Source organism: Luteolibacter algae (assembly GCF_042683045.1).
GTDB classification, from domain to species: Bacteria; Verrucomicrobiota; Verrucomicrobiia; order Verrucomicrobiales; family Akkermansiaceae; genus Luteolibacter; species Luteolibacter algae.
In genome coordinates this window covers 313,407-337,454 of the sequence record NZ_JBHUIT010000002.1, presented here as the reverse complement: position 1 = coordinate 337,454, position 24,048 = coordinate 313,407, and the positions used below count along the sequence as shown (strand labels likewise).

General features: G+C 52.9%; 21 protein-coding genes. 6 read left to right on the top strand and 15 right to left on the bottom strand.

Translation table 11 applies throughout. The annotated features are described in order from the left end of the window. Nucleotides 1–36: 36 nt before the first annotated feature. Nucleotides 37–894 (bottom strand): PEP-CTERM sorting domain-containing protein, encoded by an 858-nt coding sequence (locus ACFSSA_RS02705; protein ID WP_386818232.1) that lies wholly within the window; start codon nt 892–894, stop codon nt 37–39. Between the two features lie 352 nt (nt 895–1,246). On the opposite strand from ACFSSA_RS02705, the gene ACFSSA_RS02700 reads away from it, so the two are divergent. From ACFSSA_RS02700 to ACFSSA_RS02690, 3 genes are all read left to right on the top strand, one after another. Further along, nucleotides 1,247–1,819, top strand: a complete 573-nt coding sequence (locus ACFSSA_RS02700) for a pilus assembly PilX family protein (RefSeq protein ID WP_386818231.1) — start codon at nt 1,247–1,249, stop codon at nt 1,817–1,819. Beyond that, nucleotides 1,746–4,862, top strand: coding sequence for a hypothetical protein (locus ACFSSA_RS02695; RefSeq protein WP_386818230.1), 3,117 nt, complete (start codon nt 1,746–1,748; stop codon nt 4,860–4,862). Before ACFSSA_RS02700 ends, ACFSSA_RS02695 begins: the two co-directional genes overlap by 74 nt. Before the next feature lie 128 nt (nt 4,863–4,990). After that, nucleotides 4,991–5,608: a hypothetical protein gene (locus ACFSSA_RS02690; RefSeq protein ID WP_386818229.1), complete on the top strand. Its 618-nt coding sequence runs from the start codon at nt 4,991–4,993 to the stop codon at nt 5,606–5,608. Nucleotides 5,609–5,614: 6 nt separating this feature from the next. Here ACFSSA_RS02690 and ACFSSA_RS02685 read toward each other — a convergent pair whose 3' ends face one another. From ACFSSA_RS02685 to ACFSSA_RS02675, 3 genes are read right to left on the bottom strand one after another with little or no spacing between them, the layout of a single operon-like run. Further along, nucleotides 5,615–7,819, bottom strand: coding sequence for a ComEC/Rec2 family competence protein (locus ACFSSA_RS02685; RefSeq protein ID WP_386818228.1), 2,205 nt, complete (start codon nt 7,817–7,819; stop codon nt 5,615–5,617). A 54-nt stretch (nt 7,820–7,873) separates the two neighbouring features. After that, complete coding sequence (locus ACFSSA_RS02680) at nt 7,874–8,560, bottom strand: tetratricopeptide repeat protein (protein ID WP_386818227.1); 687 nt, start codon at nt 8,558–8,560, stop codon at nt 7,874–7,876. A 47-nt stretch (nt 8,561–8,607) separates the two neighbouring features. After that, nucleotides 8,608–9,351, bottom strand: coding sequence for a hypothetical protein (locus ACFSSA_RS02675; protein ID WP_386818226.1), 744 nt, complete (start codon nt 9,349–9,351; stop codon nt 8,608–8,610). Nucleotides 9,352–9,452: 101 nt separating this feature from the next. Here ACFSSA_RS02675 and gcvT point away from each other — a divergent pair, with 101 nt between their 5' ends. After that, on the top strand, nt 9,453–10,532 hold the full coding sequence (gene gcvT, locus ACFSSA_RS02670; RefSeq protein ID WP_386818225.1) for a glycine cleavage system aminomethyltransferase GcvT: 1,080 nt from the start codon (nt 9,453–9,455) through the stop codon (nt 10,530–10,532). Nucleotides 10,533–10,548: 16 nt separating this feature from the next. Continuing rightward, complete coding sequence (gene gcvH / locus ACFSSA_RS02665; protein ID WP_386818224.1) at nt 10,549–10,935, top strand: glycine cleavage system protein GcvH; 387 nt, start codon at nt 10,549–10,551, stop codon at nt 10,933–10,935. A gap of 125 nt (nt 10,936–11,060) precedes the next feature. Here gcvH and ACFSSA_RS02660 read toward each other — a convergent pair whose 3' ends face one another. The 7 genes from ACFSSA_RS02660 to ACFSSA_RS02630 form a co-directional block, all read right to left on the bottom strand. Then, nucleotides 11,061–12,794 (bottom strand): sulfite reductase subunit alpha, encoded by a 1,734-nt coding sequence (locus ACFSSA_RS02660; protein ID WP_386818223.1) that lies wholly within the window; start codon nt 12,792–12,794, stop codon nt 11,061–11,063. Between the two features lie 110 nt (nt 12,795–12,904). Then, the gene (locus tag ACFSSA_RS02655; RefSeq protein WP_386818222.1) at nt 12,905–13,222 is read right to left on the bottom strand and encodes a Dabb family protein; all 318 of its coding nucleotides are present in this window, start codon (nt 13,220–13,222) and stop codon (nt 12,905–12,907) included. A gap of 26 nt (nt 13,223–13,248) precedes the next feature. Beyond that, nucleotides 13,249–13,620 carry an NADH-quinone oxidoreductase subunit A gene (locus ACFSSA_RS02650; RefSeq protein ID WP_386818221.1) on the bottom strand — a complete coding sequence of 124 codons (372 nt, stop codon included), beginning with the start codon at nt 13,618–13,620 and terminating at the stop codon, nt 13,249–13,251. Between the two features lie 118 nt (nt 13,621–13,738). Further along, nucleotides 13,739–14,062 carry a hypothetical protein gene (locus tag ACFSSA_RS02645; protein WP_386818220.1) on the bottom strand — a complete coding sequence of 108 codons (324 nt, stop codon included), beginning with the start codon at nt 14,060–14,062 and terminating at the stop codon, nt 13,739–13,741. Between the two features lie 87 nt (nt 14,063–14,149). Further along, on the bottom strand, nt 14,150–14,968 hold the full coding sequence (locus ACFSSA_RS02640; RefSeq protein WP_386818219.1) for a metallophosphoesterase family protein: 819 nt from the start codon (nt 14,966–14,968) through the stop codon (nt 14,150–14,152). Continuing rightward, nucleotides 14,968–15,573 carry a 23S rRNA (guanosine(2251)-2'-O)-methyltransferase RlmB gene (gene rlmB, locus ACFSSA_RS02635; protein ID WP_386818218.1) on the bottom strand — a complete coding sequence of 202 codons (606 nt, stop codon included), beginning with the start codon at nt 15,571–15,573 and terminating at the stop codon, nt 14,968–14,970. The genes ACFSSA_RS02640 and rlmB overlap by 1 nt, the downstream gene beginning before the upstream one ends. Nucleotides 15,574–15,645: 72 nt before the next feature. Further along, nucleotides 15,646–16,290: a hypothetical protein gene (locus ACFSSA_RS02630; RefSeq protein ID WP_386818217.1), complete on the bottom strand. Its 645-nt coding sequence runs from the start codon at nt 16,288–16,290 to the stop codon at nt 15,646–15,648. 166 nt (nt 16,291–16,456) lie between these two features. On the opposite strand from ACFSSA_RS02630, the gene ACFSSA_RS02625 reads away from it, so the two are divergent. Further along, the gene (locus ACFSSA_RS02625; protein ID WP_386818216.1) at nt 16,457–19,468 is read left to right on the top strand and encodes a UvrD-helicase domain-containing protein; all 3,012 of its coding nucleotides are present in this window, start codon (nt 16,457–16,459) and stop codon (nt 19,466–19,468) included. A gap of 109 nt (nt 19,469–19,577) precedes the next feature. On the opposite strand, the gene atpC is transcribed toward ACFSSA_RS02625, so the two are convergent. From atpC to atpA, 4 genes are all read right to left on the bottom strand, one after another. Then, entirely contained in the window at nt 19,578–19,991 is a 414-nt protein-coding gene (gene atpC, locus ACFSSA_RS02620; RefSeq protein ID WP_386818215.1) for an ATP synthase F1 subunit epsilon, read from the bottom strand. Nucleotides 19,992–20,014: 23 nt separating this feature from the next. Further along, nucleotides 20,015–21,481, bottom strand: coding sequence for a F0F1 ATP synthase subunit beta (atpD, locus tag ACFSSA_RS02615; protein ID WP_386818214.1), 1,467 nt, complete (start codon nt 21,479–21,481; stop codon nt 20,015–20,017). Between the two features lie 120 nt (nt 21,482–21,601). Continuing rightward, nucleotides 21,602–22,462, bottom strand: a complete 861-nt coding sequence (atpG, locus tag ACFSSA_RS02610) for an ATP synthase F1 subunit gamma (protein WP_386818213.1) — start codon at nt 22,460–22,462, stop codon at nt 21,602–21,604. Between the two features lie 43 nt (nt 22,463–22,505). Next, nucleotides 22,506–24,047: a F0F1 ATP synthase subunit alpha gene (gene atpA / locus ACFSSA_RS02605; protein WP_386818212.1), complete on the bottom strand. Its 1,542-nt coding sequence runs from the start codon at nt 24,045–24,047 to the stop codon at nt 22,506–22,508. Nucleotide 24,048: the final 1 nt, after the last annotated feature.

Here is a 24,048-nt window from a genome sequence, read left to right as displayed (position 1 = left end):
GAGAAAGGCGTAACGATCGGTCTTTCCGCGATCTCTTTAATTTCTCCGGCGGCGCATGGTAAATCCTAGGGCGCCAAGGCTAACCAGGACGAGTGAAGATGGCTCCGGCACACTGCTTTCGAAACTATATTCCAGCGCCGTCCTATCCTGGATATTCTGGTTGGAATTGCTCTGGCCCCCACCGAAACCACCGTAGATCGAGGTCCCATCCGCAGCAGCGAAGACCAGATTGTTGGCGGGGGTGGAATTCCACGTTTGAACTTCGGTATTTGTGGTCACGTTGAAGAGTCTTCCAGTGGCATTCCAGCTGTTTGCGTCAGCGCCCGCTGTGAGTGTAATACTGAGTCTCAGAACATCGCTGAAAACATCATTAAGCATCGGATCATTCGCGTCGGGGACAAATCCGATATCTACCCCGCTGAATGTGCCGGATTGCTGGAAGCCCACAGAGGCATTCGTATTCCCCCAGTTTGTGTAAAGCCCAAGCCTGTAGCTATTGTTACCGGAACGCTTCAGCATAATATTGATCTCCTCTGCATCCGCGGAGGAGCCATTGTAGATAGAGGCTCCGAAATGCGGGCCGTTTCCCACTCCGCCGGAGTTGTCGGTATAGGTGAACGTGACAGTGGAAGTGTAAGTTGCTCCGCTAACGACCGTGGCGCCGCTGCCATTTACATGATCCTTGAAGCCATCTACTGTGGCACCCGTAACACCGATGACTGCGCCGCTGTTCGATGTCGCCCAGCCGTCCTGCCCGTTCAGGGCTCCATTTGTAAAAGTATTAGTATCAGTAAAGTCCGCACTATAGACGACTACTGCTCCGGCCGTAGATACGCCCATGATGGGTAGAACCGCCAGCCAGCCGATATTTTTCACGATTGTATGAATTTTCATATTTTGCATTTAATTTTAATATTTTGCATTTCAAGACTCTCCTGGATCCAAAACCTAGGATGAACCCTGATATTCAGGCGCGACTACGAGGATGTCTACCAACAGATCCGTATTTAATGTTCGCAGATTCGCCAGAACACTGCGGGAGATTTATATTTTGTTAACAATTTGACGCCCTCAATTGCGTAAAAGCGAATAAATATTACGGAATCACATCTATTACTTGTTCCTGCTTTCCCGATACGTTGATCGCGATATTAACATGTAAAAATTCGGTTACTTCCCGAAATCGCAATTGGGAGAGGTCATATATATTTACATGAATTCAAATAAAAAACCTTAACATTTATTCATGAGAAACACCAAACATAAGCACGGCTTTGCGTTAGTTGTGACACTAACCCTGATGGTTCTTCTAACCATTATAGCACTCGGGCTTCTCAGTCTCTCCACGATCGAGCTCCGCAAGCAGAGCAAGGGCAATGACATGCTCATCGCCAGGGCAAACGCGAGGCTCGCGGCCATGCTCGCCATCAACGAATTACAGCGACTGGCCGGAAGTGACACCCAGGTAACCGCGCCCGCTTCGTTGGCAAATTCCACCAGCGACTCCTACCCTGCCACCGGAGTTTGGAAAAGTTGGGAAGGAACCGATCGCCAAGATGATGGCCTTCCCATTTCTCCGGAATATTCCACGAAATTCCAGAAAGGCGATGCTACCGTCCTGCCTGAGGACGCTTCGTCAAGTGATGGCCGGTTTCTCGGCTGGCTGGTCTCCGGCCTTGACGATACTGAGATCGTCCGATCCCGACGAAGCCCCGAATCTGAGCAAGGGCTCCTCGGGAAAAATTATGCTTGTCGGCCCAGGCAGCACGCCGGACCAGCCTTCGGCAGACTCCCTTCCGAAAACGGTATCCAAGAATAAAATCCCAAATCTGAAATCACAGCATGTGTATGTGAACCCGACATTCACCAAAGACAGCGAGGACAAAACCAATGGAGCTTTTGGCTGGTGGGTCTCCGGCGAGAACCAGAAGGTTAGAATACACAGTAGACAGAATACTGATAGCGATGTGATCACTGCGGTGAAACATGTCAAAAGCGATGGCTTTCCTGACCTGGAATACTTGGAATTTCCCGATGACGAGCCAGCCAGGATCAATCTTGCTCTCACGAATGGCACATTGGATCTGATCACCACAGCGGCTGGCCAATCCGACCGCCCGTCCTATAAAAACTTCCACCATCTTTCTGCTTATTCCAAAGGTCTCCTGACCAATACGGCGACCGGTGGCTGGAGAAAAGATCTCTCGCTGTTTACCGAGAACTGGAACTCACTTCCGAGCAGTAATCTGCCTCTACTTCATATCAAACCGGGTCAGCATTCTTCGGTGAAGAAGGTGACGAGCAACGATACACTTGCGAACGGTTCCTTGCTATACCCTTGGGCGGAAACTCTGGTGTCCTCCGGAGCTGGCACGTCTAATCCTGTCACCACATGGAGCTCGCTGGTCGATTTTGCGACACAATACAAATACATCAGCGGCTCGAACGGTAGCGGCAACGTCCGCATGCCCTCGTTTCACGAGGATTTTCACGAAGCTCCCTTTGCCTCCGCCGGACGGGACCGCGTGACCCGTATGCCACTTGCCGCCCGGATCTACTGGATCCTCAGCTACTCTGCAGAGCGTATCACCGATCCGGCAGACCCGGCATTCGGTAAATATCATCCTCATATTCTTGCCACTCCCGTGATCACGCTTTGGAATCCATACAATGTGACCTTGGAACGGGACAAACTCGGGATCCGGCTCACAAACTTTACCAACTATAAATTCAAATTCACCATCGGAACCACAAATCTCCCGGAAATGACGATGGAGGATCTCATGACACTCGATCCCGATTATCCCGCGAACAACAATAAAAATATTGTCGAGTCCACCTCGCTTGAGATCGATATAGGCGGGCCGATGGGCGCCGGTGAAAGCCGGATTTTCAGCCCGGCAGATAACACACCGATCAAACCCTCGCGCTGGAACAAGGTTCAGTACATCACGCTGCAACCCGGTGTCCGGACAGATGGGGGGATCAATATCCCGTTTTTCAGAGATAATGGAACGACTGTGGAAAAAGTAACCGGCGAGCCCAGTGATACTTTTTCCGCCACGGCGACTTTGACCAATGGCACTTCCAAATTCAACAATCTCTTCTACATCCTGGCAAAGACTGAGAACACGTCAGACGACCAGGACGGCCAGGATAGAACCGCCTGGATCGGAAGCCAGCGATTCCAGTTTTCCACCAATGATGTCCAGGATACGGATGTTTATAAAAGCTTTGCTGCGGGAGAGCTCACTGCCACGACTCTGGGAGCTGCGGAGAGTAGCCCCAATGCTTTCATGGCATCCGAAATCTCATTACGAACCTCAGAAAGATATATCGGAAAAACCAAGGGAGGTTACCAGACACGTGGATTGATCATGAACAATCCTTTGGCCCTCCACTCGTCTGTCGGGACTTTCTTTGAGAACCGATACGGCGGCACCTACAAGGGCATGAACAATCCTGTCAATGCTCCATATAATATCGCTATCACACCGCTAACGCCTATCGATAGCTATTTCCCTTCCGAGACAGCATCCCACAACAGCTTTATCGTGACGGGTTCCACCCCTCTGACCGGCCTCACACACGCCGTCATCGCAGAGCTCCCCCTGCAGCCCTTGCAATCTTTGGCGGAGCTGAAGCACCTGCACATTCATTACGATAATTACCAGGCTCCTTTTGCTTCCAATCCCATTGCAAACAGTTCCGCCCAACCGCTGATCCCTGCAAACCAGACCGTGCTCTTTCCCGACGCGAAAGCCACCCAGTATGATGAATCCTATGTGATGAACAACATCCTCTTCGATGACTGGTTTGTCTCTTCCATTGCTCCGAAGCTGGGAGATTGGAACTCCAGCTCCACAAGCTCCCCTTCGGCAGTCTACGAGCGATTCGCCAAAGGCACCGATCCGCTGCCAAATGCCCAATACAAGCCTTCAGTGCTCGTAGATCCCCAGAATACTTCCGACGATGTGACTGGAGATGAGTCCTACCTTACAATTGCCTCCCGGATCAGCGTAGACGGCATGTTCAATGTAAATTCCACTTCGCTCACCGCGTGGAAAGCTTTTTTGCGCAACCGCCGTGGCGCGGAAATTCCTCACATCAATGGCACCGACAGTAACTGGTCAGTTTCCCTCGATGACAACGATGATCAGTTCCCATTCACCCGCACCTCTGTGGCCGGCGACAGTGAGAGCTCGAAAAGCGGCCGTTCCGGCTTCTCGGGAGCCAACGAGTTCTCTGGCTATCGGAGCTTTTCGGATCAGCAGATTGATGCTCTCGCCGAGTATATTGTCGCTCAGGTAAAAGAGCGCGGCCCCTTTCTCTCCCTATCTGAGTTTATCAACCGGAAACTAACCTCCAGCAGCTCGGAGAAAGAGCTCGCCCTGGGAGGGACCATCCAAGCCGCACTCAATAATCTCGCCAAAGAGTCGGGCGCTCTCAACCCTTTCAGAAATCTTCAAACTGGCCGTGAGATCACAGCCTTCCCAGGCTCATCCGCAGATTACGCATTTCAGGAAGCCGCGGAAGGATGGATCACCGAAGGCCTTCCGGGCTGGACCCGACAAGCGGATGTTCTAACTCCCATCGCACCATTACTCACAGTCCGGGACGATACCTTTGTGATACGGGCCTACGGTGATGCCCGTGATGAGAATAACCAAATCTCCGCGACCGCCTGGTGCGAAGTGATCGTAACCAGATCGCCCAATTTTGTGGATGAAACGGATCCGGCCGCAGCGGCGGATGATGCAAATGACTTCAATCCTTCCCAATCATTGAACGAGGTGAACCAGCGTTTCGGGAGGAAATTCGAAATTGTTTCCTTCCGGTGGCTAAGCTCCAAGGAAATCTGATTCACCCCATTTTTATAAATCAGTATCCAAAATCCAAAACCCGACCCTTCATGTTTTCCAGAAGACTCCCACTCCTATTCACCCTCCTTTTTCTAAGCAGTGCCACATCCTACTGTGCGGAGAAAATCATGCGTTGCGTTTACTTTAATCCTCCCGCAGGAGCGCCGGACGTAATGTTCGCCCATGTCGCCGACAAGGTTATCGAGGTCCCGATGCCCAGCATGAACCTGTCCACTCCTCTCGACCCGCCAAGTGGCGAGTATGTCGTTCGTTTTTCCGATAAGAGAGTGCTTCCTCCCGAGACTCCCGCCGGCGATACAGTGAATCTCAAACTCACCGAAAACGATCGCAAATTCATCCTCCTGGTCTATCCCAACCCCAAGCAAAAGGGGCTGCCGATCACCGTTTCAAAAGTCACCATTGATTCCTCCTTCCCACTGGGAAGTATGATGTGGATCAATACCACGCGCAATCTTGTCGGTGGAAAGATCGGGACGGAAACCCTGCTCCTCAAGCCCGGAGCGATCGTCAGGACGAAAGCGCCAAGTAAGGAGAAAGGTGGATACTCCGTGAGATTGGACTATCAGGCACCAAAATCCCGGGAACAAAAAATGCTTGTGAATACAATGTGGAGGCATGATCCAAATTCCCGACAGTTCATCTTCGTCACCAGTATGCCCGATACGGACATCCCGGCTGTAAACGCAGTCGCGGATTTTGAAATGCCTGAACCAGTAACTCCCTGATCGCACTTAGCGGGATGAGGGATCTCTCAGGACAATTTGGGAACCATCCAGATATCCCTCGATCAATAGCCCGCCTGTTCTAGTCCGGCTGATAGTCAATCCTCCGGTTGATTTCTGATCGATCACCAGCCGCCCGCTCTGGACCCACCCGGTGACTTGGGATTCCCTCAAGCGATCCATTTCACTTCCGGCCGGACGGGCTATCACGATAGCTGCAGGATCGACAGCAGCTACGAACTCCGAGCCCAAACTGAGATCGCTCTCATGGAGGCCGGAGATGATAAGATCCGCTTTCAGATCAAGCTTTTTCCCCAAAAGCTCCCGCTCACTGAGCCGCCCGGCATCGCTCATCCATAGCAATTTCCATTCATGCCAATGTAGCATCAGCACCATTACGCGATCATCCGCCAATGATCCCAGAGTTTTATCGTGGGGAGAGAGCAAAACATCGGCCCGGACATTTCCCCCGAGCTCAATCCTATCTCCGGTCCTTGGGAGAATCACTACCGGATCCGCAGGATCAGCCTGTGCCCATTCTTCAGCCACAGAGCGGCCGCTGCGCTCCACACCGAGAGCCACCTGCTTGAGGGGGAACATCTCCAGCATCGGCTCAATACCAGCGATATGTCCGGAATCCGCATGGGTAAAAATCACGGAATCCGGCTCCAGGCCCAGTCTCCGTAGCGAGCTGCCAATCTCACGACGGAGATTGAAATTCCCGCCTGAATCGATCAATACTGCATTTCTGGTAGTGGATGCAAAGCATGCCGCAGAAGCCCCGAAATCGAGATCATAGATCACCAGGGTATCACGCTCTGGAAAATCTGTCGAAGCCCACGCCCCCGGTATACTGGCGAACATCCCGGCGGTTTTCCCACAAAGCGTGGCAATAACCGCGTTCCCCGTATTCAGGTATTTTGCGCCGCCATCCCAGATTGGATAAATCATTGCCGAGCCTAGCGCCACCGCCAGCATAACGTGCACTTGAACTACTAGCACAACAGTAGCTATGACGGAAATCGGCGTGACGATCCCGAAATGAAATATCGTCAAAGGTGCTGATCCAATGGATGCGGCAAGTGATACCGCCAGCCCCCCTGCGAGTTTCTGCCGCAAGGTCAGCCACTTCCGCTGCCACCACGTCATTTCACTTTTCGGCAGAAGATCCTCCTCTTCGGCTATCCAGGAAAAGAAACGCCTCGCGGCCACTGTCCCCAAGCCAATAGCCGAAACCACACCGTAGGATAACTGCACTCCGGGCATACGGATCATCCGCGGATCCCATACCAACATCAACAGCATCACCAGTCCGAGAGAATTGAGAAGATCCGCTTTTCGCCTGAATACAAAGGCGCCGAGGAAAACCGTGCCCATCCACGCCGCACGGGTGGCCGCAGCACCGCTCCCTGTCAGCCAGACGTAGCCGAACATGCCCGCACAGATCACCGGCACCGCCCACCGCAATGGCAGCCCGATCCACTTGAGCAGAAACCATATCATGCCACCCACCATCGCCACGTGGAGACCACTCACGGTGAAGACATGGAGGGTGCCGCTTTCGCGGAAATTTCTCATAAGCTCCACCGAATCCGGCGATTTCTCACCCAATACGACCGCCCGGATCAATTTCGCTTTGGAGCCGTCTTCATCGAGACCGGCCACGATTCCTTTCCTAAATGTGCCTTTGATCCTAGCGCCCCAGCCGGAAATCGGCCCCACCCATTGTTCGGAGCGCATTCCATTGGCCCGGAAAATGGCGACGACTCCCTCATTCCGAAGCCTCTTCGCACGATCCAAAGTTCCAGGATTCCTCTCCTCCGTGAATGGATGGAACTCACCTGCCGCTTTTAGAAATGTTCCCGCCGGAGGTGGGGTGCCACTGCCGGACCAGCGCACTTTCTCACCCCTGTCCCCTGCTCCGTTGAGTCGGGCAGTCGCGCTCCAACTGCCCTCCGAGCCCACCGCATCTTCCAATAAAACTGCTTCCGCCGTAGCGATCCCGAGTTTGGCAAACCTAGCCTCATCACGCGCTTGCACGCCATCCCGCCACTTCAGGCTCTGGCTCAGAAGTATAGCCGTCAATCCGATGAAAACCGCGGAGCGCCAGCCTCCGAAACTACCGATAAAAAGCGGGAATCCAATGATACCCACCCACTGCCAGGCAGTATTCCACTCGCCGATACAAATGATGGCCACCAAGATGGCAGCCATCACAAACAAGGGCCTTTTGACCCAGAATGATCTCAACGTGGTGACCATCAACCACTAAACGGCACTCCAATCGCGGAGCTTGTTTCTCGCGTTACCGGCATGCCGTGAATCCGGAAACTGCTGGATAACCTGCTCCATAATCATACTCGCGGACATTCTGTCACCCATATCCTCATCATATAACTCCGCCAGACGGAACATGAGAAAGGCAGCATCGTTTTCTTCCCATGCCTGGCCTTCGATTGCCGTTCTGAGAGTTTCAATGGCTGCCGGAGGATTCTCCAGATGCACCCGTTGGATCTTGGCAATTTCCACCCATGGCATCCGATTGAGTGGATCTTGCTCGGCGGCCAGCTTGAATGATTCGATAGCGGCATCATACTCTCCCTGCGCCATAAACGATCTCGCATCATGAAACGGGTCCGCCTCGACTTCTTCCCCACTGTCGTAGACCGCGTGGGTGAGTTTGTTGGCAAACATTGGCACCAACCATGATACGACAACGATTCCTGCCAGGCCCGCACTCAGGAAAGCAAGCAGCACTCCATTGAGCACCCGTTGATTTTCGAGCCCCTGGGCTTTCGTTTTCAGCTCCGGAACAATCTCTTCCGGGTCCCCTTGGTTATATGCAACGTCAATCTGCTCGTTAAGGATCCTCACTTCCTCTCCGGCTTTATAAAACATAAACCAACTCCCTGCGACCAACGCCGCAAGAATAAGAATGCTGATAAACTTCGTCATATTCTTCTAATTTGAACATACCGTGACTTAGGAAAAGAAAAATTTCACTAGTCAAGGTGCTCCAGACAATATTCTTCGCCGTCGCCGGCCATGCGGAATTCGAGTTCAGGGTTGGAAATTTCCGTTCTTTTGCACACAGCACAGCGGTGAAAAGCTTCCGTCCCTTTGGACAAGCCTCCTTCGAACTTTTTGCGACGCGTCGCATTTTCCCTCACTTTCGCATGGCCACGCATCGCCGGGATCCCCGCCCACAGCAGGTAATTCCCAAACCCCAGAACCAAAAATCCTATGTAGAGCGGCTGGGACAAGAGCGCCAGCAATTGCACAGCACCTATGACTATTGCCAACCAACGCACTTGAACGGGCAAAATGAAAAACATCAGAAATTCCACCTTGGGAAACAGGGTGGCAAATGCGAAAAATGCGGAGGTATATACAAAAAAGCCACTACCCGGCATCGGAGTTTCATAAATAAAATTTGCGATCAATAGCCCGAGAAAACCGGTGTAGTAGAAGAAACTTGTTTTAAAGGTGCCCCAGGCGCCCTCCAGTGCATCGCTCATCATGAATGCGATCATCACCATGAAAATGAGGAATAGTATGGCAAACCCGCCCTGACCCCTGAAGCCGCTGTCGGCCACGAGAAACGTCACCATCCTCCATAGCTCACCGGATAGAATTTTATCGCGATCGAATTCCAGAACCTTGCCTATATATGGATTGACGAATTGCAGTACGAAAACCAGCACGTGAAACAGTGCGTAATATCTCAACAAACCTGGAAATGACATCCAGCCAAGTTTTCTCTCCCATTTATCCAAAAACTGCATTGCAGACTCTCTGCCACCCACACCCGATTGACAAGCCCCTCCCGCACCAGCAGTCTACATCCGTGTCCGAACCTGTCCTGCACTCACCACTCGAAGCCGCTCATATCGCCCTCGGGGCGCGTCTTATCCCCTTCGGCGGCTGGTCTATGCCAGTCCAATATTCCTCCATCCTCAGCGAGCACGCGGCCGTTCGCCAAAAAGCCGGTATTTTTGATATTTCCCATATGGGACAGCTCTTTGTCTCCGGCATAGATCATCTCGCCTGGCTGGATAAAATCCTGACCAACAATCTTTCGAAGCTATCTCCCGGACAAGGTCAATACACCCTCATGCTCGATGAAAAAGGTGGGATCATCGATGACCTCATTGCTTACCGCATCTCCACGGAAGAAACATTACTGGTGGTCAACGCCTCGATGATTGCCGAAGACGTCGCTTGGCTACAAAAACATCTCGATCAAGGCGTTTCTTTACGAAATGAATCCGACGCTTGGGCAGGCCTGGCAATCCAAGGACCGGAATCTTCCACGATTTTTTCAAAATTGTTCCCTGAAGAGTCACTCCCCCCCAGGAATTGCATTTCTAAAACCGCCGCGGGCGACATCGTGTGCCGCACCGGCTACACGGGCGAGGATGGCTATGAATTTTTCTGTCCGGCCAAGGAGGGAGCTAGATGGTTTCAGGATTTCATCGATGCGGGAGCCACACCATGTGGTCTCGGCGCCCGGGACACATTGCGCCTGGAGATGTGCTATCCCCTCAATGGGAATGATCTGTCGAAAGACCGCTCGCCGATCGCAGCCGGGCTCGAATACTTCTGCGATCTTGAAAAGCCCGTGTTCATTGGCCGGGAGGCGCTTCTCGCGGAAAAACAGAACGGCGTTGATTATAAATTGGCTGCCATCCAGATGACCGAAAAAGGCCCGCCGCCCCGGCCTCATTACCCGGTTTTGAGCTCAGATGGAAAGGCTCTTGGCGAGCTGTCCAGTGGTGCGCTCTCGCCCACGCTCGCACAAGGCATCGGTCTGGCTTACCTACCAGCCGCTTCGGCAAAGGTTGGCACAGAGCTGCTCATTGATGTCCGCGGTCGCCGGTTCAAAGCTGTCGTCGTGAAAAAACCCTTCCTAAAGAAATCTAAATAAGTCACAAATTTCCGCCATGAGCTCTTCCAATATTCCCGCTGATTTACTTTTTCAATCGTCCCACGAATGGGCCCGCATCGACGGCGATGTCGCCACTGTAGGAATCTCGGATCATGCCCAGGAAGAACTCACCGATGTGGTCTTCGTCGAGCTTCCACCTATCGGGAAAACCGTGGATGCCGGTGATCCGACGGCTGTTGTGGAGTCCGTCAAAGCGGCCTCGGATATCTATTCTCCGCTCTCCGGTGAGGTTATCGAGGTAAATCCCGCCGTGGAAGGCGATCCTTCCCTGGTCAATACCGCGCCTTATGCAGAGGGATGGATTTTTAAAATCAAGCTCTCCAAGCCGGAGCAAGCCGCCGATTTACTTCATCCGGAAGCATACGCTGAGCTGATTGGTTGATTTTTATCCCGGCCACCGTTAAGCCAGTTATTCAAAAAAGGCCTGCTTCCGATCTGAAGCAGGCCTTTTTGTGGGGAAACATACGGGATGATCGAGGAGAGGCAGCAACTCTCCATCAGAATGCGCTAGTAGACATCGCGCAGGTAGTGCTTGTCCTTCTTCAGCTGTGCAATATAAGCCGCAGCCTCATCATCGGAAAGCTTACCATGCTCTTTTGCGATACTTAGAAGCGCCGCATCCACATCTTTGGCCATGCGGGAGGCATCGCCACAGACATAAAAAGACGCCCCTTCCTGGAACCATTTCCAAAGCTCAGCGCCTTCTTTGATCATCAGGTTCTGGACATAGATTTTTTCCTTCTGATCGCGGGACCAGGCAAGATCCATACGGCTGAGAACACCATCTTTCTGGAAGGCTTCCAGCTCATCCCGGTAAAGGAAGTCGCTAGCCTGATAAGGATTGCCAAAGAATAACCAGTTACGGCCTTTCGAGGCTGTCGCCTTGCGCTCTTCCAGGAATGCACGGAAAGGAGCAATTCCCGTTCCCGGGCCGACCATGATAACCGGGACATTTCCATCCGCCGGTAATCTGAAGGCAGGATTGTGATGGACATAAACACCGGGGCAGGAATCGTCTTTGATCCGATCCGAAAGATACGTGGAGCAAATTCCCCCGCGCTTTCTACCATGGCTGTCATACCGGACAATACCTACACAAAGATGAACTTCACCCGGGTGAGCCTTCGGACTGGATGCGATGGAGTAGAGCCGCGGTTGCAGCTTTTTCAACACCGAGACAAAATCTTCACCATCTGTGAAATCGGCAGGGAAATTGAGAACCAGATCGATGAGATCGCGACCCCAGCAAAAATTCTCCCACTCGGTTTTGTCGTCCGCTTCCACCAGCGCACGCAGATAAGGCGAGCCACTCCGCTTCTGCCATTTCTGGATGAGTGATTTGTTGATATTTCCGATATCGTAATGACGGATCAACGCTTCCCTAAGCGGCACTTCCTCCCCGGTGGAGGTCGGGACTTCACCAGCACGGAATGGAAGTGCTGCAATAATCTCATCCACCACGTTTTCCGGATTCTCAGGGTATACGCCAAGAGCGTCGCCTACCTCATACTCCAGCTCCGACCCTTCGAGCGAAAACTCGATATGGTTGGTCTGTTTCGGCCCCGGTGCATTGAGATTGTAGTTTTTGAGAACTCTGGAAGGGAATGGATTCTTTTTAGAGAAACCGACTTCTTCGATCTCGTCGCTAGTCGAGCTATCTACAAGCGCAGTTGCTGCTGGAGCTAAAATATCAATAACGGCTTTAGACCAGATCGCATAAGGCTCATCGGGATCCACATCCACATCCACCCGTTGGTAAATTCGGTTCGCCCCGAGAGCCTCCAGACGGGAGTCAAACTCAATACCACACTGGCAGTAGTCGGGATACGAGCTATCACCAAGCGATAGAACGGAGAAGTTAACCCCGGTAAGAGCGGGAGCGGAATCGCTCATCAGCCAGGTGTGGAGCTCAAGAGCACTGTCCGGCGGCTCCCCGTCACCATAGGTAGAAGTGATAACCAATAGATTCTTTTCCTTTGCCAGGCGCTCCTTGTCATAGGTCGCCATATCCTGGATATTTGGCTCGAAATTTCCTTTCTTGAGAGCTTTGACCAGCTTTTTGGCCAAGCCTTCAGCTGTGCCAGTTTGTGAGCCGAAAAGCACCGTCACAGGGACGGCAGGACCGGCGGGCTGCGCGGCACCTGGTGCCTGGGCGAGCATTTGTCCAAGGAATTCGCTGAGCCACTGGCGTTGCTCTGGTGAAAACGGGGCGTTGTCTGGTATCTGGATTGGTGAGGCCATTTCTCTAAGTAGGCGGTGGTTGCCGGGCTGCGGAACGTGCCCACAAGCCGATGATGTTTCAAGCGTGTATCATACCAATTTCGGAAACAGGCTCTGACTTCGATTCATCTTCATGAGTATTTCAACTCACGTGACGGATCCAATTCGAAGTCCATGCTGAACCTGTTGCCTGTGTTTGGCGCGATAAACTGTTGGAGGAATTTCAAATAGAAAGCGTCTGCGATGACAAACTTCAATTTTTCCCGGGAGTCCACTTCGATGGCGTAGAAAAACTGCCACTGGGACTCTGGATCGAGATTTCTACCGGATCGGACGGATAAAACCTCCGGGATCTTCAACAGCCACGTCCGGCTGGCACGAACCATTTCCTCCAACGTCGCAGCCGCAACAGATTCGTTAAGCTCTAGGTAGACGACGTGATGAACCATTTGGGAAAAATCAAGTTACAACAGCTTTAGCTCTTCCAATTGAGCGCGCCCTTTTTAAGAGCATAAACGTAGGCGATGGCCAAGGTTCCGGCGAAGCCTGCCATGCTGACGAGTGCCGTAGGGCTGTGGGCGACAAGATCGCGGAACTGCACTGCCCACGGATACATGAACACCACCTCGATATCGAAAATCACGAAGAGCATCGCGACCAAATAAAACTTTACGGAAAAGCGCGGTGCGCCATCACCGATCGGCAACATACCACATTCGTATGCGCTATCCTTGGTCGCGCTGCGGCGTCCCGAACGCCCGAAAACGACGCTGAGAATTAGGGTCGTCACGGCAAATCCACATGCGATGAGGACTTGAAAAAGAACGGGAAGATAATTTTCTGGCATGGTTTGGGGTGATTGGGAAAGTCGCTGAGGTTTCCTAGTCCCTCTGCTCGTATTTGGGTAGAAAAAAAACCCGTGTCATGTTTCAGACACGGGTTTCGTCAGGAAATGTATAAAAAGATCAAGCGTCTGCTTCGGCTGCCGCCTCTTGGGCTGCTGCGTAGGCGCTGGATGCTTCGTGAACCCGGGCAGTGCCCTTGTATTCCTTGCCAATTTTTTCGACCAAGCCTCTGTTAACCAGATTCTGGAGCTTTTCGTAGGAACGTAAACGAAGCATTTCTTCGCCGCCGCTCACTGCGTTTCGCTGTTTCAAGTTTTCGAACACTCTTTCAAAAAGATCGTTGAACCCGAACACTTTCTTCTCAGAAAGAACGTTGCACAGTTCATCGGTCACATGGTCAGGAAGTCTCCGGGAAAACCGGGTTCGTTTTGTGGGTGTTGCCATAACGCGACGATTGTAGCACTAGAAAGTGACAAAAGCGACCCATAATTTTAAAGAAGTATCAAAACAGGCAGGGTTATTTTGCAAATACTAATTTTTTGATTTAGGCGGAATTCTCCAAATTGCCTCGCGTGTGGCAATCTCAGCGGCAGATTTTTTTTCGATAATTTTATGAATCGACAGTAATTCGCCGTCCCATTCCGCAATCTTCGCCTGACTGGGGACCACGAATGAACCGGTATTGACGATGGATCTCCGGCCCAACGTTTGAATTCCGCTGCGGTGGAAATGTCCCATGATGAAAACCTCAGATTGAGGAAAATAGGTTTCGCAGAACTCCGCGGCATATTTCCACTGGGTTGCCCATGCGGAAAGCATTGCCAGCGCACGCTGGGGAGGGAAGGCGGCATCCATCGCTCGCGCGATGAGGCTTCTACCTTCCGGATGATTCCGGGTGACCAGTTTGCAAGCGATTTCCCGGGCTATCTCTAGCCGGTCGTTCACATCCGTGCCCGCACGGGGATACCGGCTCCAGATTTCCTCGACCACGTCGGCTCCAGCAAGAATCTCGTGCTTCCAGGGAGAGGATGAACGCAGCAATCCATCCCCGTGGGAAATTACGATCCGCCCCTCGGCCAATTCCAAAAACGGACTTCCTTCGAACCCCGGGTCATGGTTCCCGCGCAAGAAAATAGCCTCGCAGTTCTCCTCTTCGATCACTTTTCTCATCCGAGTCAGATAGGCGGCGGATTTTTCACGCCACGGGGGGACTTTTTCCTCCCATGTGTCACCATTGAAAACCACCGTGCCAGCCCCACGAAAGAGTGGCCGAAGCATCTCGACGTCAGAAATGCGGGATGCCTTGTGACCCAGATGAAGATCGGAAAATATCCGGACCGGCAACTTCATCAGATTCCCGCGTTACGCTGTCTCACCGCCTCAAACAAGCAAATGCCCGCTGCCACGGAGACGTTCAAACACTCCACTTGGCCAGCCATCGGCAGCTTTGCCAGGAAATCGCAGTTTTCCTCGGTCAGCCTACGCATCCCTTTCTCTTCCGCTCCGAGCACCAGCGCCAGCGGTCCCTTCAAATCCAGATCGTAAAGAGTTTTTTCCGCACGATCCGATGTGCCAACGAACCATACCCCGGCTTCCTTCAGCTGCTCCATGGTCCGGGCAAGATTCGTAACTTGCACAAACGGAACATAATCCGCGGCCCCAACGGAAATACGCCTCACAGTTTCCGTGATCCCGACCGCCTTGTCTTTCGGTGCAATCACGGCGTGAACTCCCGCACCGTCCGCAGTTCGCAAAATGGCTCCTAGATTATGGGGATCCTGCACACAATCCAGGACCAAGAGGAACGGAACTTCCGTATCCGCAATAATTCTCATAAGATCATGCTCATCGAGCGAAGGCGTGCTTTTCTCCTCTATCGGCTTCACATGCCGGTTTTCCCGCGCCTGCCGTCCCTTGTCGCCATGACTTCTCTCGCCGAACTTTCTTTGCTTCACCCAGCCAGAGGAAACCTTTTGGCGGAAAAGTTCAACAGCGAATGATCGCTGCCAATCGAACGGTTATTACCGCTAACGTCTGCGTCTCAGCAAAAGCAAACCGCCCGCTGCTCCGAGCAATGCCACACTCGGCTCCGGGACCACTTCCCCATTGAAGACAAAGTCGTTGATGCTGAAAGTTCCTTGCGCGGAGGTTCCCCCGTATCCGTAGATCCGGAACTCAACCGCTGATGAAACACCCTGGAAAGTGCTCGCGCTCAAATTGATCGTTCCCCCATCAGTCGTCGGGCTTCCCAGATCTGCGGCAAACATATCCAAACTGCTCCGGACAAAGATGCTGGTGGGTCCGGTGTCGGAAGCCTGTCCGGTGAACACAAAGTCTGTGAAATCGATGTATTTCCCTGCATCCGGTATGAGGCTGAGAGTAAAATAAGCATCGTCCGCAATCGACTCACCCGCACTGGTTTCATTGAAGCCACGGGCATTATAGCGGTCATCCGCATTGGAGGATGCAATGCCCGCTCCTCTGCCGATTCCTGAGACAGTGAGCCCCTCCAAAACGATCTGCCCAGTCGTGTAGGGATCAAAATCATTTGGATCCGCACCTTCGATAGCATTTGAAAACAATACCGCTCCATTTGCCATTCCAGCAGCAACCAGAAATAAAGAAACAAATTGTTTGTGGGGCTTCACTCCATAAGAATTCAGTTTTTTCATCTAACTGTTAGTTAAACAAATCGATTTAATTTCTGTCAATATTCATTTCAGCGGGCATCAAAACCCCATACGATCCCGCCGAGAAAACCCAGTCCGATCTCTTTCCGTCCGATACCATCAGGCAATATTCCTTATTCGCGATCTTTCCCTCCAAAAGCCCCCAATCATGAATGTCCTAGAGAACAACCTTCTGGTTTTAGCTTCCGCAGGCTCCGGAAAAACCTACACGCTCAGCGATCGCATCATCGGTCTCATGGCTCACGGGGTGGAACCAGAGAAGATTGTAGCTCTCACGTTTACCAGGAAAGCCGCCGGAGAGTTCGCCGATGCAATCCTGCGTAAACTGGCGAGCGCGGCTGAAAGCGAAGAAATCGCATCCGAACTCAGATCCAAGTTTTCGCAGCCTGAAACGGATTTTCCCGGGATTCTGGAAAAAACTGTCAGAAATCTCCCCAGGCTAACACTTGGCACCATGGATGGATTCTTCGCCAAAGTTGTTCGCGGTTTCCAATACGAACTCGGAATCACCGGAGGAAAGTTTGACCTGCTTGAAGGCGAGGCTGCGGAAAGTATTCGTGACGAGCTCCTGGAAGGACTCATTGACGGAGAGCTGGATGAGGCAATGGAAGAACGTTTTATCGAGATTTTCCGGCGGGCTAGTTACGGGAAGGAAAGCGCAAGGGTTCTCGAGGAACTGCGGAAATTCATTTCCATTTGGCACCAGATCTTTGTTTCTCCATTTCCCAGGGAATGGGGCCTGGCTGTATTGGCGAATGCAGCAGAGGAAGACTGGGAGAAAGGCAAAGGCCCGCTCTTGGATCAGCTCGTGCGGGATTGGCCGAACGTGCCGGACAAGAAGAAGCGCCACGAAAGCGCATTCGAACCAATGGTGAAGGCCTTCCGTGAACATACCGTCGGTAGTGGCCTTCTTGGCAAAGCCACAGGTTTGGTTCCGAAGATTTTGGAAGCCGTCCGCGAGGGCGATGGCACCATCGATATTTCCTATTATCAGCCGCTGAGCATCACCGGGTTTGCTGCGCAAGCGCTACGGGATCTGGCGCACCTCGCCGCCCGCAGCGAGTTTGCCGCAGCACTCTCCCGAACCCGCGGTATGCACGGGGTGATCTCGGCATATGATTCGCTCATTGAGCGGGATCTCCGCCTGAAGGGAAAGCTGGGCTTCGACGACGTCAAACGTCTAATGGGAAACTGGATGCAGGGTGAGGAGGCACGTTTGAGACGCGAGGCGGTGGATTTTCGTCTCGATTCCAGCTACAGCCACTGGCTGCTGGATGAATTCCAGGACACCAGCCGCGATGAGTGGAACGCTCTTCTTCCGCTTATCGATGAAGGCATTACCGATAATGACTCTACGGTTTTCATCGTGGGGGACAAGAAGCAGGCGATCTACGCCTGGCGTGGTGGCGAAGTCGGTTTGTTTGACGAGTTGACCGATCACTACAGCCCGGGCTTGAAAACAGCGACAATGGCAACTTCTTGGCGCTCGTCTCCGGAAATCCTTGAATTGGTAAATAAAGTCTGTGGAGACAAACAGGTGATGTTCTCGCTATTCGGTGCCGCAGCCACTCGCTGGGAGTGGGAAAAGCACGTTTCCGCCCCTCAGCTGGCCCGGCCGGAAAAAGCGGGCTATGGTAGGGTTGAAATCGTCGAGAAAGACGAGAAAACTGAACAAGTTGTCGCCAGACTCCGCCAGCTAGGCATTGGCTCGAAAAAACTTTCCTGCGGTGTATTGGTCGAGACCAACACCGAGGTGCGCGATTGGGCGGATACCCTTCGCAGCGAAGGCTTCCAGGTTGTCGAAGAAGGAGCAAGAGAGCCGGCGAAAGATCATCCGGTAGGCATATTGATCTGGCAATTGCTTCGCTGGCTGGCGGATCCATCCGATAGCTTTGCTTGGAATACCGTGCGAATGTCACCGCTTCAAGATTTTCTGGAACAGCAATACGGACCCGCTTGGCAGAAAGCCTGGGAGAGCCTGACCGCGATGATTTCGGAGTCCGGATACGCCGGAATGATTGAGGAGATAACTTCGTCACTCCGTCCGACCTTGGAGAACTTTGGACAGCGAAGGATTGCCGATTTACTCCATGCACTTCGAGAGCTCGACAGATCAGGTGCCGCCTCACCAAGAGAGGCCGCCGATTGGATCAGCCGGCTTAAAATTTCACAAAGTCCCGGCGTTGCGGCAGTCCAAGTAATGACAATCCATAAATCCAAGGGCCTTGGATTTGACGTCGTGATTCTACCGGAAATCTGCAGCGAAAAAATTCCCTCGCTGTCGCATTTCAATACAATCATCGGAGAAAACTGGGTATCCGAAGCTCCCGCCGCCTGGGCCAGATCTTTGATTCCGGAGCTTAGAGCTGCCGAAGAAAAATGGTCGGAGCAACAAACCTACGAGGCGTTCTGCAAGCTCTACGTCGCCCTAACGCGGGCAAAACGCGGTCTCTACGTTTTCATCGATACGCCCTCGAAAACGGCCGATCCACAGAAGGCCAGTCTGGTCAATTGGCTCATGGATTCACTACTCTTGAATGGAAGTCCTGGTGAGAGTATCGAGATCGGCCATGAGGGTTGGGCGGAGGAGATCGAGCTCCTGCCAGTTTCCGCCCCCCGCCCGATGCTCCAGCTCGGCAAAGCTGAAATCAAACGCTCCCGTAGCACACCGAGTGGTGACAAATCCAATGATCACATCCCCTCGATCGTGTCATCCTATGGCCGGAGCTTTGGTTCGGAAGTTCATCGTGCTCTCGAAAGTATCGAATGGATCGATCTTGGGACGCAACCGGTGCTTGAACCTGAAATAGAGAAAATCATCGACGATTGCCTGGCGGTTCCTGAAGTGGCATGCCTGTTCACCAAGGGCGATCGGAATGTCCGCCTTTACCGGGAGCAGGGCGTGGAAGCAGTCATCGATGATAAATGGATCAGTGGGGTTATCGATCGCTTACATGTCCATTATGATGGGAACCATACGGTCACCTCGGTAGAAATCATCGATTACAAGACCGACCGGGTTAACGATGCTGCGGAGTTACGAATGCGTTACTCAGGGCAAATGGAAGCCTATCGTAAAATCGTAGCCAGTATTTATCCGGAAGCCAGGGTTTCGTGTATCCTGGTTTCGACCGCATTGCTCACAGCACTCAATGTCTGACCTAAAGAAAAAAGCACCGGCTGTAGTAGCCGATGCTTTTTTATAAAGATCAAAGATTTGCCCAAGCTTTTCCCTTGGGCAAACCGGAAGGGGATCCTGTCTTATCTTCCTACCGCTGGTGTTTGCGCTTGAAGCTGAGGGCAGCCGTCTGCTTCGCGATGATGCCTTGCAGATATGCCACCTCTTCGGCGTCCGAGCTGTGATTGACCGTAAGCAGTTTTTCCTCGGCCCGCTTGATGGCTTCTTCGGTTGCCTGCTCGTCGATCTCGGCTTCGCCGAGTGCCATATCGGTCAAAACAACAACCTTGTCCTTGCCGACTTCGGCAAAGCCAGAACCAATCGCAAGTGTCACCACTTGACCCTCACGGAGATAACGGAGCTCCCCTGGAGCCAAGGCGGTGACAAGGCCGGCGTGGCTTGACAGGATACCCATTTCTCCATCCGCACCTGGCAGATAGACGTTCTCGACGGTATCTGAGAAGATTTTTTTCTCAGGCGTAACGATTTCGAGGTGGAGAGGCATGGGTAGATAATTTTGGCTAGGGATTAGTCGCGGGAAACGGTATCGATACCGGCCTTCATGTAGAAGTTACCTTCGGAAACATCGTCCCATTTACCGTCGAGGATTTCAGCGAAGCCTTTGACAGTGTCTTCCATGGAAACGAGTGCACCCGGAACGTTGGTGAAGATTTCCGCAACGTGGAAAGGCTGGGTAAGGAAACGCTGGATTTTCCGGGCGCGGAAAACAGTCATCTTGTCGTCATCGCTCAGCTCGTCCATACCGAGAATCGCGATGATGTCCTGAAGATCCTTGTAACGCTGGAGCACGAGCTGAACACCGCGAGCAACCTTGTAGTGCTCCTCGCCCACAACCTCAGGAGCAAGCGCCTTGGAAGTGGAAGCCAGAGGGTCGACGGCAGGGAAGAGTGCCTGCTCAGCAAGGGAACGCTCGAGAACCACGGTCGCGTCAAGGTGAGCGAAGGTGTTCGCGGGAGCGGGGTCGGTAAGGTCGTCCGCAGGAACGTAAACCGCCTGGATCGATGTGATCGAGCCTTTGTTGGTGGAAGTGATCCGCTCCTGGAGAACGGACATCTCCTCGGAAAGAGTAGGCTGGTAACCCACAGCGGAAGGTGTCCGGCCAAGAAGCGCGGAAACCTCTGAACCTGCTTGTGAGAAACGGAAAATATTATCGACGAAGAGAAGAACGTCCTGGCCTTCCTCATCACGGAAGTATTCCGCCATGGTCAGCGCGGAGAGCGCCACGCGAAGGCGGGCACCCGGAGGCTCGTTCATCTGGCCGTAGCAAAGTGCTACTTTTGAGCCCTCGGCGGAGAGAACAGGATTACCGCTGCCATCGAGTTTCGGATGACCATTTTCGTCCTTTTCAGTAGCGATAACGCCGGACTCGATCATTTCCCAGTAGAGGTCGTTACCTTCACGGGTCCGCTCGCCAACACCAGCGAACACGGAGAAACCACCGTGCGCTTTGGCGATGTTGTTGATGAGCTCCATGATCACCACGGTCTTGCCCACACCCGCACCACCGAACATTCCACCTTTACCACCTTTGAGAAGCGGGCAAATGAGATCGATCACCTTGATCCCGGTTACAAGAATTTCAGTAGCCGCGGACTGGTCTGTGAGAGAAGGAGCCGGACGATGGATCGGCGAGCGATGATTCGCATCCGCCAGAGGAACGTTTTCATCCACGAGATCTCCGGTAACATTGAAAATACGGCCAAGAACCTGCTTGCCAACAGGAACCGCGATCGCCTTCCCGGTATCCACAAGGGTCATACCACGCTTAAGGCCGTCTGTCGTGGACATCGCAACCGCACGCACCCAGCCATCACCAAGGTGTTGCTGAACCTCGAGGACCAGCTTGGTTTGCACATCGTTGAGAACGTATTGGATCTCAAGGGCGTTGTAGATTTCCGGCAGTTTGTCGGCTTTGGAGAAATCGGCGTCAATAACGGCGCCGATGATTTGGACGATGGTTCCTTGGTTGCTCATGGTGAAAAGTGGCTAGTGGTCAGTGATCGATGATCAGTGGGTCGTATTTCGGAGTGGGGACTATAAGAAGAGGTTTCAATCATGTGAGCATTGATGGTTGATCGCTGCTCACAATGCACTTTATTCCATCGCCTTCATGGCGGTGGTGATTTCGAGGAGCTCGGCGGTGATCGCTGCCTGACGGACTTTGTTGTATTCCAAAGTAAGTTCCTTGATGAATTTCTTGGCGTTATCGGTAGCTGCTTTCATCGCTACCATACGTGCTGAATGCTCTGTCGCGCGGGACTCAAGCAACGCCTGGTAGACCTGGAAATTCACATAAAGCGGCAGAATGGACGCCAGGACAGCCTCAGCGGAGGGCTCGAAAAGCGAGTCAGAGCAGTCACCGGAAATCGCGCCGGAGTCCGAGGTTTGGGCCGGCGGCAGAACCGGTAGAAGTTGGATGACCTCAGGCACCTGAGTCAGCGTATTGACAAAGCGGGTATAGGCGATGGATACCTTGTCATATTTACCTTCTACAAATTGCTTGGTCAGAAACGCCGCGATCGAGCGGGCATCCGCGAATGGAACCGGATCATTCACAGAGTAATCCGCAAGGATCGTTTTCTGAAGTTTTTCAAGCATCACCCGCAGCTTGCGTCCCACGGTAACATAGTCCGCGGTGTCGGAAGTTTCAGCCCGTAGCTTCTTCGCGAGGTTGGTATTGAGTGGTCCGCAAAGGCCCTTGTCCGTGGAGATTACGAGCACAAGCTCGCGGTTGCCCTCACGCACTTCGAGAAGCGGATGGGAGACCTCATCGGAAAAGTTCGCACTGATGTCACTCAGGACGGCATTGAGCTGGCTGGAGTAATCCCGGCCTGCCATTGCCTGATCCTGGGCTTTTTTCATCTTCGCGGCCGCAACGAGTTGCATCGCCCGGGTAATTTGGGCGGTGTTCTTAACCGATTTGATTCGGCGGCGGATATCTCGGAGGTTGGCCATAGGAGCTTGTAGCTAGTAGCTTGAAACAGGGGAAAGAGGGAAATTACTTCCAGGATTTTTTGAAATCGTCGAGGGCTTGCTTAACGGCATCAACCATCGCTGCGTCCTTTTTGAGATCCGGTTTTTCATTACGGATTTTGTCGAGGATTTCGCTTTTGCGAGTATTGAAGAACTCACCCATCGCGTCCTGACAGCGGCCGATATCCTTGACTTCAACGTCATCGAAGAAACCGTTCTGCATCGCGAAAAGGTAGATCGCCTCCACTTCCATGCTGACAGGGGAGTATTGGTTCTGCTTGAAGAGCTCAACGATACGCGCACCGCGCTCGAGTTTCTTCTTGGTGGAAGCATCCAGATCGGAGCCGAACTGGGCGAAGGCCTGGAGCTCGCGATACTGTGCGAGATCGAGCTTCGTGGTGCCCGCCACCGACTTGATGGTTTTGGTTTGCGCAGCGGAGCCAACCCGGGAAACCGAAAGACCTACCGAGATCGCAGGACGGATACCCTGATAGAAAAGGTCTGTCTCGAGATAGATCTGTCCGTCAGTAATGGAGATCACGTTGGTAGGGATGTATGCGGAAACGTCACCTGCCTGGGTCTCAATGATAGGGAGAGCGGTAAGGGAGCCACCGCCTGCACCTTCTGACAGACGTGCGGAACGCTCCAGAAGACGGGAGTGAAGGTAGAAAACGTCACCCGGATACGCCTCACGGCCCGAAGGACGGCGGAGGATCAGGGAAACCTGACGATAGGCAACAGCGTGTTTGGAAAGGTCATCAAAGACGATGAGGCAGTCCTGACCTTTGTCCATGAGGTATTCAGCGATGGAACAGCCAGCGTATGGAGCGAGGAACTGCATCGCGGCAGCATCAGAAGCCGAAGCCGAAACGATCGTGGTGTATTCCATTGCACCGGAATCTTCCAGAGTCTTCTGGATACGGGCCACGTTGGAAAGCTTCTGCCCGATTGCAACGTAAATGCAATACATCGGCTTGTGGTTCTGAAGCTTACCTTGCTCCGCTGCTTTGTTTTGCTTCGCCTGCGAAATGATGGTGTCCACTGCGATGGTGGATTTTCCAGTGGCGCGGTCACCGATGATCAACTCACGCTGGCCGCGGCCGATCGGCACCATCGCATCGATCGCCATGATCCCTGTTTGAACAGGAACGGAAACAGACTTCCGTTTGATGATACCAGGAGCGATTTTCTCCATCGGGTAGTAGGCGGAAGCGGCGATCTCGCCCTTGCCATCGATAGGGGCTCCGAGCGCATTGACCACGCGTCCGAGAAGAGCTTCACCCACAGGAACCGAGAGTAGCTTGCCCGTTGTTCGGCAGCTTGAGCCCTGGGTGACCGCTGTGTAGTCTCCCAGAAGAACGATGCCTACTTCGCTCTCCTCAAGGTTCAACGCCATACCTGTTACACCGCCATCGAACTCAATCATCTCGTTGAGCATTACGTCGGAAAGTCCTTCGACGATGGCGACTCCGTCACCGACTTTGCGGACTGTGCCGGTATTGGTTTTCTCGACGCTCGAGCTGATGCCGGCGATTTGTTGTTCGATGTCCTGGAGGATGCTGCTCATG